This window comes from Chthonomonas sp. (genome assembly GCF_035294165.1).
Lineage (GTDB): Bacteria > Armatimonadota > Chthonomonadetes > Chthonomonadales > Chthonomonadaceae > Chthonomonas.
Map to the genome: position 1 here is coordinate 1 of NZ_DATGLN010000056.1, position 10,131 is coordinate 10,131.

The following is a 10,131-nucleotide window of genomic DNA, read 5'->3' on the forward strand; positions in this document are numbered from 1 at the left end:
CGCCCGCACGGTGCCGTAGGGCGCATGCTCTAACTCCGTCATAATGCGGTAGATGTTCTCTGCATCCTGCGTTTTCCCAACGGCCAAGAGGGCATCGCCTAAATGGTGCAGCACCTGCAGGTTGTTGGGGTCGAGCGCATAGGCCTGATGATAGGCCTCCACCGCCCGCGCCTCTTGCCCCTGTTTTTCATAGAATTGGCCGAGCCGATAGTAGGCTTTGGGAATAGGGGCCACCTTAATCGCCCGCTCGATGGCCGCCCGCTCCTGAGGGAAAAGACCCTCCAACTCATATAACTCGCCCAACTCCAAATCTAGCTCGGGGTCCAGAGGGTCGGCCTGCACGGCGGCCTTTAGCCGCTCTACGGCAACCTCCGGCTGTTGATGAAAGAGCGCCTCTGCCGCCTGCGCCCGCAGGCCGGCCGCCAAACCAAGCTGCCCGGCCCGTAGTACAAGCCCAAGCGACACAAGCCCGGCCATTGCCAACATGGGACGCCTTACCGTAGTAGGAAGTTGGGTGGCCAGAGGCGCAATGTTTCTGGCAAGACCCACCGCAAGCCCAAAACAAAGCCCCACCGCCAACGCCGTAGCCACCACATACCAATCCGAATCGACAAGCGTCTTGATGCCCGAAGCAAAAAGCGCCGCCAACAGGCCGCACAACAGAACGGCCGGCTCCTCAAATAGCTTATGAAACGGCTCCAAAATGTCACCGGCAGGGGCCGCCAGCGCGGCCCGGCGCAGACGCAGTGCGTTGGCGGCGAAGGCGCTTGCAGCGGCCATAAGCATTAGCAAGAAACAAAGCCCCACAAAGCCGGTTTCCGAAGCCCACTGCAACAGACTGTTATGCGCGTGCGCCGTAAAGGCCACCAAAGCATAACGGGGATAGGCGTAGGTGAAATTGCCTATGCCCACCCCAAAGATCGGGTTGGCTTCGGCCATGCGCAGCGTGCCATGCCAGGTGTAACGCCGAAAGAGCAGGGAATGGCTTTCCGAAACCACCCCTCCCTCCTTAGACGTGACCGGCACCTGCTCTTTGGTGATCTTAACCGGCGCGTTCGCCACCGGCGCCGCGCGAAAACGCAGCGGCGTGGAGGCGACCACGAAGCTCAGCAACAGCAGCCCTAAGCCGAAAGCTGTAGGCCGCCATTCGCCCCGAAACGCGCCCGACCAAATGCCTAAAAACAGCCAGGCGAGTATCCCCACGCAGAGGGCCCCCAAGCCGGCTCGCGAGGCGCTGAGCGTAATGCATCCGCCCTGTAAGCAGAGCGCAAACCCGGCAGATAGCCTAAGCAACCGCTCCCGCGATGTTACCCAAATGGCGAGGGTCACGGGCAAAGTGATTAGGAGATAGCCGGCCAGAAAGTCGGGGTTGAGAAAGGTGCCAAACACGCGATGGGAAAAAGCGCCCTGCTTCCACGCCATAAGATACTCGTTGACCCCAAGCGCAGAAACAAAAAGACCGCCCAACATGAGGGCGATGAGCATGGTGGCAAAGGCGTCTCGGTTTCGGCTTAAACGCGAGGCCAACGTGGCAGAAGCCAACACCGATGCCAGAAGTGCCAGCGTGTCTACCCCCAAGTAGAGCGCGCGCGCCCGCCCTAAAGAGAGCGCCGCCCAACCCAACACGCAAAGGCCTAACACGGTTAACGCCGGAGCACCGCCCACGGACAACGGACCGATCCACTCGCGCACAACAGCGATGCAGGCCGCCAGGCCCACCAACAACATCATCAGCGGCACCCCAATGGCCTGCAGCCAGTCGAGCAAACTGGCAGGTGGAAAGAGACCCATGGAGGGCAGCACCACAAAACTCGCGGCCAGCAAAGGCGCGAGAACGGCCATAAGGCTCAGTAAAACCACGGCAACCCAATCTAGTCGGTCGAATCGCTTCCTCTCGATGGCACGTGCCTCTTTGATATCGGCTTCCATTAGCGTGAACTTCCCTTGCGCCTACGCCCCTTTTCCTGCCCGCGCAGTTTGCGTATCCAGTAGTCTCTACGAAATTTCAACATGGTGCCCACCGCCCTCAGCATGATGCCTAGGGGAATGAGAGGCCGAAGCCAAATGGGGGTAGAAGCTCGATAGTGTTTTTTGTAGAAGAGGTACTGGCTTCGATGAAACTCATAGGTCATGCGAGTGGGCACCTTGTCGCTGCTTTTTCCTATATAATGATAGATCACCGCCTCCGGAAAATAGACCACGCGCCAGTTCGCCTGGGCTCCCTTGCCCAAAACGCTGCGTAATGGGTCGGGCAAAGGTGCGTGGGTCGCTCGCCAACAGAGGTCTACGTCCTCGCAATACATGTAAAAATCCTCGTCGAACCCGCCTATCTGCTCAATCAACTCGCGCCGAATGAAGAGCGCCGCCCCCGAAACCCAGTCCACATCGCGTACAGTGGCATGGTCCCAGTCCTTCATGAGATAGTCGGTAGCATAGCGATTGTTCGGAAACAGGCGTCCTAATAGAGTGTTTCGAAACAGACCGGCCCCCAAATTCGGATAGCGGCGGCAGGAGTACTGCAATGTGCCGTCTGCGTTGAGCAGCTTAGGCCCCACAATGCCGACGTCGGGGTGCTCGTCGGCAAAACGTACAAGAGCGCTTAGGCTGCCTTTGGTCACTAAGGTATCCGAGTTGAGGAAAAGCAGATATCTTCCGCGTGCGTGCGGCAAAGCGGCGTTGTTGCCGGCACCAAAGCCCAGGTTGCGCGGATTGACAAGAAGGCGAACCTGAGGGAAGTGATGGGTTACCATCTGCCGGCTCTCATCCTCACTGGCGTTATCTACCACGATCACCTCAAAGGATATGGTCTCAGATGCCTCAAAGAGCGATTGCAAACAGGCCTGCAACAGCTCACAGGTGTTCCAGTTAAGGATGATCACGCTAAGATCGCATGAAACTTTGCCCGAAGTCACGCCGCTAAGTCCTTCCTATTGGGCTTTCCGACCTAAAACGCTGCCGACGCCGGTTTGCCTGCCACCAGGCGTAAGGCCACGACAAAAGGGCAATAAGGAGGCGCATCGGGGCATAGACCCAGCTCCCATAGTGTCGTGCGTAGAACCGCAACAGCCCCCGTCGCGATTCCCACGCCATGGCGGGGGCAACCTGGCTGGTGCTGGCCCCCCCGTAGTGCACGATCTCGACCTCCGGCGTGAAGTAGATTTTCCATCCCTCGCGTTTGCAGCGTAAGCACCAATCTACCTCGTTGAAGAAGATAGGAAAGCTCTCGTCCAAAAGCCCCACCTGCTCTACCGCCCGACGCCGTAACATTAAAAAGGTCCCCATGGGCTGATCGACCTCAGCCACCCTATCATAGGTGAACCAGGTCATTCGATAGGCGCCAAAAAAACGATTTTTCGGAAATAGCCGGCTCAACCCAACCAACTCCCATAAAACCCCCAAAGGCGTAGGAAACCCGCGTACCGAGCGCTGCAGCGTGCCGTCGGGATGGACTTGCCGCACCCCTAAGGCGCCGGCATCGGGATGTTGCTCCATAAACCGAACCGCTTTCTCCAGCCCGCCTCCGGGCAGCACCACATCGGGGTTCAACAAAAGAATGTACGCTCCACGTGTCCGTTCTATTCCCTGATTGTTGCCTTTGGCATAGCCGACGTTCACCGCATTCGCCAAAAGAATAACCTGAGGAAACGCCTGTTGAACGGCTGCAACGGTGCCGTCCGCACTGGCGTTGTCTACCACGATCACTTCAAAGGGAAAAGGCGGCGGCGCCGTGTAGATCGAATCGAGCGCCTGTAAAAGGAGATCGCGCGTGTTCCAACTAACGATCACAATCGAGAGCGTTATATCACACAAACCCAACTCCTGCCTGTGCTATTGCTTGCAACCCTCAAGCTGCATTTGTTGTACCCGAAAACAGCCTAGGTGTCCCAGAAAATCGCAAGATTTTCTGGGACAGGGCGCCCTACCCCTCAAGGCCTGCGCTCTTGCCCTCAGAACGGGTGGGAAGGGAAATGCAAGATTTCTCGCCTTCGGCTCGAAATGACAGGTGTTCATCGTGCCTGCGGCTCGAAATGACAGGTGTCTATTTCACCGGTTCTTCAAGCTCCCACCCCACCTCCTCCCCCAATTTGGGAGAGGGGCACCTCGCGGTGGGCAACTCAGCGGCCAGAATCATTCTCTTAATCGTCTCTTTCTCTGGCCGCTGCGTTGCTGTCCGCGAGGACGAAAGGACGGGATAGGGGGCGAGCAAAGCCGACTTACTCCACAACTGACTCTAGAACCGCAAGATCGGCAGTCTCTATAGCCTCACCCCAACCTCCTCAAAGCCGGTGGGAAGGGAAATGCAAGATTTCTCGCCTTCGGCTCGAAATGACAGGTGTTCATCGCGCCTTCGGCTCGAAATGACAGGCGTCTATCTCATCGGCTCTTCAAGACTGACGCCCTCCCTCAAGGGTTGCCCCTACAGTCCCTCACCCTAACCCTCTCCCCATTGGGGAGAAGGGATGACTGCCTCAGCGGCCTGTCTCATTTCCTTAATGGCCTATCTCTCTGGCCGCTGCATTGTCAACTTACTTAGGCAGCCTGCTCAAACCCTTCCTCAGTTCCTGCAGTCTCTTCGACAGCCTGTTTCAGCTCGTCCGCTTTTAACGGTTCGCCCCCAAGCCGTCTCAGCCGACGGGCTGTGGAGCGTACAAAGGGGTTGGCATCGCTCAACGCATCTTCTATCGCCGCAAACGTCGCCGGGTCGGTCGCTCGTTCGAGTGACCATAGCAGGGCATAGCGTGCTTCCGCAGGTAGCTTTGTACACCAAAAGGCGACCTCTTGGGCATAGCGCGCCTCTTCGGCCACATAACGCGAGAGCGTCATAAGCAGCTGCAACAGATTTTCCTCGCTCTGCATCGTGGCAAAAACGGCATCGTGCACCTCCTGGTTTCTATAGGCCATTGCCAACGCCTTTAACTCCTCCGGTGCTCCTGCAGGCAACACGTTCTCCTCATTCAACGCATTGCGCAGCACCTGCGTCACATAGTCAGGATCGTAATAGAGGTAGCCAAGACGGCACGAGACGATCTGCGCCGCAGCCAGAAGGGCGTCTGGTGCACAGAGCGAAGGGTTCCATTGAACAACGCGCTGAAGCTGCAGCGCATGGGCTGCCGCGTCGTCTCCGGCCTCCGCTAGCCGACGCATCTCCTCCAGGGTTGCCGTTGTCCCTTTTCCAAGCAACCAACGAACCACCTCGGCGCGCGTGGCTTCCGCCCCGTGCAGCGATGAATCCAAGGCGTTTAGAGCATCCTCCACCGCATCCGGTGGCATGTCGCATAAAGCGCGTAGCAAACCGTAGGAGGGCGATGCGAGAAAACGCTTGAGCAGCAAATAGGCTCGGTCGGCCTCTCTTCCCTTCTGGCCGAGCGCTACCAACAGTTCGCTCTGCACCTCCTCCGGAAGCCATCGAAAACGCTCTAAAAACTCCTCCTCTTCCATCAACGCATGACCAAACAGCACACAGGCGATGTAGCCGTCGCGCAACTGGCGACGCGCTATTAGCTCGGCGCTAGCCCCTTCCGGCAAGGGCATCTCCAAAGCCTGCATAAGCGCCTGAACGGTGGAGTTATCCAACCAAACTAGGCGCAAAAGCGCGAGCGCCGCCCAAGAAGAAGGCTCTTTCAACAGACGCTCCAGCCAAAAATGTTCGTATCGCTCGCCCCCCACCGCGCCGAGCCGCTCGGCCGCTTCTGCGCGAATATCGCTCGATATGCCTTCTCCCTCCAGTAACTGACGGGCGCACTTCTCCACCGCACGCGGAGCAAGCGCTTCCAACGCCTCCGCCATGGCCAATCGCACCCGAACGCTTTCATGGCTTTCCAAAATCTTGCGAAAACGCCCACGTTCCACGCTAGGGTCGGCCTGTAGAAGACTGCGCAGATGCCACCGAATGGGCGGCTCCAGCACGCGAATTGGCCGCTCCAAAAGCAACTCAAGCCACTCCTGAACCGTTCGACGGGCCAGCGGCAACCCCTCCCACTGAAACGATGGGGTCTCGGCCGTTGAAATAGACACGGCAGGCAACAGAGGTGCTGCCATTTCCCGCCGAGTCGCTTTACGTCTTCTCGATAGACCGACGAGCCACATATGTATCCCTCCTATCCATTTCCGGCGCCTACGCCAACAGGCCACCATTGCGACGGCCAAAAGCAGCGTTCCCAACGCGCGCAAGAGGCGATAAGCCAAAACCCAATGGAAAGCGCGTCCATCGGTTCGAACCACCCGCGAAACCGACTCGCGTGCGACAGGAGCACGCCTTCTGGGGGGTGCCGGCTTTCCTGAGTTTCCAGGCTCCGGAGCTACCCTACCGCTTGCTTCTGGGCTTTCAGGAGTCCCCTGTCTCTTTGGGTAGGCGCCAGGCCTCCTGCTCTCTTGCAATGCCGCGGAGAGGATGGGCAAGCCTGCACTTGCTTCGGTGGGTGGTGCAGCCCCATCGTTTCGGGGCACTGCCTGCCTCGAAGATGGCATGCCCCTGTCCCCATCACCTTCCGGCCTTTCTTTGTTTGCCGATGGCCTCCACGGACGGGCGCCACTAAGCCGCCCAAAACCGTAACGGAACAGGGCAAGCGCCTCTGTTTGCCAGTTGTTGCTGTGCAGAAGCACCACAATGATCCGATGTCCCTGTTGCGCGGCTGCCCCCACATAGCAAAAGCCGGCCTCTTTGGTATAGCCGGTCTTTACCCCGTAGGCCCCAGGCAGCGTCCACAACAGTCGGTTCGTGTTCACCAACACCCGTGGCCTGCTCTCCCCCGGCAGGCGAAGGACATAGGTTTTGGTGCGCACGGCCTGCGCAAATGCCGGAACGGACAAGGCCGCACGCGCCAAAAGCGCCAAATCGCGCGCCGTACTCACCTGCTCGGGCGCCGGCAAACCCGTTGGGTTCACAAAGTGAGAACGATGCGCTCCCACCTTTTGTGCCAGCGCATTCATTAAACCGGCGAAAGGGGCAGCAGGGGCGTTTTTCATCTCAAGGCCACCCTGCTTTGCCTCAAGGATGCCGTTCTCACTTTCGGCAGCAGCCTCCGCCGCATCGTTGGCGCTGATCAACAGCATGGCATAAAGGAGATCGCGCGCCGGAACCCTCTCTCCAGCTTTTAAGCCCAAACGATCGCCAGGAAGGCCGACAGCGTAAGAGGAGATGGGGACGAGGCGATCGGGAGGAACCGCCTGGGCAAACAACATGCCGGACACAATTTTTGTGGTGCTGGCCGGCGGCAGCGGTTCATCGGGGTGAACGGCCAACAGCAACCGGCCCGAGTCGGCGTCCATAACAACGGCTGCTTTGGCACTCAGTTTCGGGAGAGGGTTGGCAGGCGCAGCGCCGGCTTGGCCGAGAAAGCAAACAACTCGGCCAACGATGACACCCCCAATACACCATCGGGCTATTTGTTGAATCCCGTGCAAAAGCCGCCCCCGAAGCATGAAAATGGGCACCACTTGCGTTCCGACCCAAAACCGGAATCACCTTCTTCCATTTTCGGCTCTAGGCGGTTTTGTTTCTACAGTCCCACCGCTTCCTGGACTCTCAGGCCGCGGAGCAACGGCTAATCAATCCAACCCCGTTCTTTAAAGGAGATATACTGTTGGGCGCCAATAACGATATGATCGAGAAGTTCGATTCCAACAATTTTGCCGGCCTCTAGCAGCCGTTCGGTCACTTTTCTATCCTCGACGCTGGGTGTGGGGTCGCCACTTGGGTGGTTGTGAACCGCAATAATGGCGGCGGCGTTGTGAATGATGGCCTCTCTAAACACTTCGCGTGGATGCGCTAAACTGCAGTCGAGGGTGCCTGTGGAGACAGAGGAAATCTTAATAACCTGGTTTTTCGTATCGAGGAGAACGCTCTTGAAATGCTCTCTAGCCTCGTAACGCAACTCCGGCATTAAGAGGTTGGCGACATCGCGCGGAGAGGTTATTTTGGGGCGCGGGGTCTCTTCCAACACCATAATTCGCCGGCCAAGCTCCACGGTGGCGGCGATTTCGATGGCCTTGACCTCGCCTACGCCCTTAACGCGCTTTAAATCCTCCAGGTGCGCCCTCGCGATGCCTCCAAGCCCGCGAAACTCTTTAAGCAGATGCTCGGCCAAACCGAGGGCAGAAAGCTCTCGCGTGCCGATGCGCAGTTGAATGGCCAAAAGCTCTTTGTCGGAGAGAGCCTGCGGCCCGTAGAGTTTTAGGCGCTCACGCGGTCGCTCGGTATCGGGAAGCTCGCGGATGGCAACGGTATAACGTTCCACCATCGCCTGTTCCCTAGAGCATCGCCTTTTGAAAGCTCATGAGGTTGCGCTCTCCGATACCGAGGCGGCGCTATCGGCGAGAACAGGCGGTTGTGAAAGGGCTTCATAAAGCCGTTCGCTGCGGATCAGCCCGTACACCACGCTATCTACCAAAGCCAACCAACTCGCTTCGATCACGTTTTCCGAGACACCCACAGTAGACCAAGTTTGTTCGCCATCGGTGGAGTCGATAATCACGCGCACTTTGGCCGCCGTCCCGGCACGCCCGTTAATCACGCGCACTTTGAAATCGGTCAGTTTGATCCGCTCCAAAGCCGGATAGAACTCCAAAAGCGCCTGTCGCAAGGCTCCATCGAGGGCATGCACCGGCCCATCGCCCTCCGCCACCGTCAGGCGTTCTTGGCCGTTGACCTCTACCTTCACGGTGGCCTCCGTAATCGGCTGCTTGTCGGTACCGCGCTTTTCGGTGATGCATCGAAAGCCTTTCAGCGTAAACGGCGGCTTATACAGACCGAGGGTTCGCAGTAACAACAGCTCAAAAGAGGCTTCGGCGCCCTCGTAGCTATAGCCGGCGTGCTCATGTTCGGCCACCACATGCATGAGGTGCCGGGCTTCAGGCGACTTTTTATCGAGCCGAATGCCGAACTCGGCGGCCTTGCCGGCGATGCTGCTGCTGCCGGCGAGTTCGGAAACAAGCAAGCGGCGTGTGTTGCCCACCGCCTCCGGATGAATATGTTCATAGCTTGCCCCTTTCAGCACCGCGTCGGCATGCAGCCCTCCCTTGTGGGCGAAGGCGCTTCGCCCCACATAGGGTCGGCGCGTATCCGGGGCGATATTGGCTATCTCATCCACATACTGCGAAAGAGCCGTAAGGTGTCGTGGTGAATCGGGCAAGAGGCAGTCGTAGCCCATTTTGAAGCGAAGGGCGGCGATCACCGGCACCAGGTCGCAGTTGCCACAGCGCTCTCCATACCCGTTGATGGTACCCTGCACCTGCATCGCTCCCTCTTCCACGGCTGCCAGAGCGCCTGCCACAGCGCAGGCCGAATCGTTGTGCGTATGGATGCCGAGTTGTGCCTCCGGCAGGGCCTGGCGCACCTCGCGCACAATGGCCGCGATGCTCTGCGGAAGAGAGCCACCGTTCGTATCGCACAACACAATTCGGTCGGCACCTGCCTCGAACGCTGCCTGCAGACATCGCAAGGCATAGGCAGGGTTCGCGCGGTACCCATCGAAGAAGTGCTCGGCATCGTAGAGCACCATCGGCACATGCCTCTTGAGATAGGCCACACTCTCCGCGATCATGGCCAGGTTCTCTTCAAGGCTTACCCGCAGGGCATGGATGACGTGGGCATCCCACGACTTTCCCACAATGGTGATGGCCGAGGCACCCGACTCGATCAACGAGCGAATCTGGGAGTCCTCCTCCGGTCGCACCCCGGCACGACGTGTCGAGCCAAAAGCGGTTAGCCGAGCATGGCGCAACTTCACCTCCCGCATCTGCTCGAAAAAGGCCACATCTTTCGGGTTAGAGCCGGGCCAGCCCCCCTCGATAAAATCCATCCCAAACTCATCAAGGCGGCGCGCAATGCGAACCTTGTCCTCAACGCTGAAGCTAATCCCCTCCCCTTGCGAGCCATCTCGCAAGGTGGTATCGTAGATTTCGATACGGCGTTTTTGCTCGTCCGATGACATCATTGGTTTCAATCCTGTTTCGTTTCAATCCCCATCAGCCCCGAAGCCCCGACAATAACCCTCTTACTCGGCTTCGATGAGCTTGTGAAAGTATACCTCACAATGCGGCTTCCCCTCGCTCGCCTGTACGGATGCGAATGGCCTCCTCCACATGGGTCACAAAGATTTTGCCATCGCCTATCTCGCCGGTTTGGGCGGC

7 protein-coding genes are annotated in these 10,131 nt (G+C 58.5%); all 7 read right to left on the reverse strand.

Features of this window, described 5'->3' with window-relative positions:
- Positions 1-1,929: O-antigen ligase family protein (locus VKV29_RS02275; RefSeq protein WP_324199676.1), on the reverse strand; the 1,929-nt coding region annotated here is incomplete at its 3' end.
- A complete protein-coding gene (locus VKV29_RS02280; RefSeq protein ID WP_324199677.1) occupies positions 1,929-2,912 on the reverse strand; it encodes a glycosyltransferase family 2 protein in 984 nt (327 codons plus the stop codon). The genes VKV29_RS02275 and VKV29_RS02280, both read right to left, overlap by 1 nt.
- Before the next feature lie 4 nt (positions 2,913-2,916).
- Entirely contained in the window at positions 2,917-3,810 is an 894-nt protein-coding gene (locus VKV29_RS02285; RefSeq protein ID WP_324199678.1) for a glycosyltransferase family 2 protein, read from the reverse strand.
- A 720-nt stretch (positions 3,811-4,530) separates the two neighbouring features.
- Positions 4,531-7,422, reverse strand: a complete 2,892-nt coding sequence (locus VKV29_RS02290; protein ID WP_324199679.1) for a hypothetical protein — start codon at positions 7,420-7,422, stop codon at positions 4,531-4,533.
- 122 nt (positions 7,423-7,544) lie between these two features.
- The gene (radC, locus tag VKV29_RS02295) at positions 7,545-8,240 is read right to left on the reverse strand and encodes a RadC family protein (protein ID WP_324199680.1); all 696 of its coding nucleotides are present in this window, start codon (positions 8,238-8,240) and stop codon (positions 7,545-7,547) included.
- A 33-nt stretch (positions 8,241-8,273) separates the two neighbouring features.
- Entirely contained in the window at positions 8,274-9,935 is a 1,662-nt protein-coding gene (cimA, locus tag VKV29_RS02300) for a citramalate synthase (RefSeq protein ID WP_324199681.1), read from the reverse strand.
- A gap of 94 nt (positions 9,936-10,029) precedes the next feature.
- The coding region (locus tag VKV29_RS02305; RefSeq protein ID WP_324199682.1) for a P-II family nitrogen regulator at positions 10,030-10,131 on the reverse strand (102 nt) is incomplete at its 5' end.